The 383-nt window shown below is 56.1% G+C and carries 1 protein-coding gene; it reads right to left on the bottom strand.

Annotation, left to right across the window (positions count from 1 at the left end):
- Positions 1-380, bottom strand: a 380-nt coding sequence (locus ACO0LB_RS20615) for a S4 domain-containing protein (protein ID WP_423052583.1), incomplete at its 3' end; no start/stop codon positions are given.
- Between the last annotated feature and the right edge of the window lie 3 nt (positions 381-383).

Here is a 383-nt window from a genome sequence, read left to right as displayed (position 1 = left end):
AGTTGCGGGCAGTGATGCAGCAAGCCATTGAGCAAGGTGCCCGACCAGTTGCCGGGGCCCGGATGCACCACCAGTCCAGCCGGTTTGTTGATCACGATGATGTGTTCATCTTCGTGCACGATGTTCAATTCCATCGCTTCCGATTTAAAAGCCTCGTCTTCCGGCGCACTTTGCGGCAGAATGACGATCTTTTCATCGCCATAGGCGGTCATATTGCGTTTCGCAACTTTACCGTCGACGGTGACGAAACCGGCTTCCAGCCACAATTGCAAACGGCTGCGCGAGTACTGCGGCACCAGCTTGGAAATGACCTTGTCGAGGCGATGTCCACAGGCGTCCGGGGTCAGTTCCAGGTGTATCGGCGCCAGGTCATCGAACAGTTC

This window comes from Undibacterium sp. SXout7W (assembly GCF_049339385.1).
Lineage (GTDB): Bacteria > Pseudomonadota > Gammaproteobacteria > Burkholderiales > Burkholderiaceae_D > Undibacterium.
This window is presented reverse-complemented; position numbering and strand designations above follow the sequence as displayed.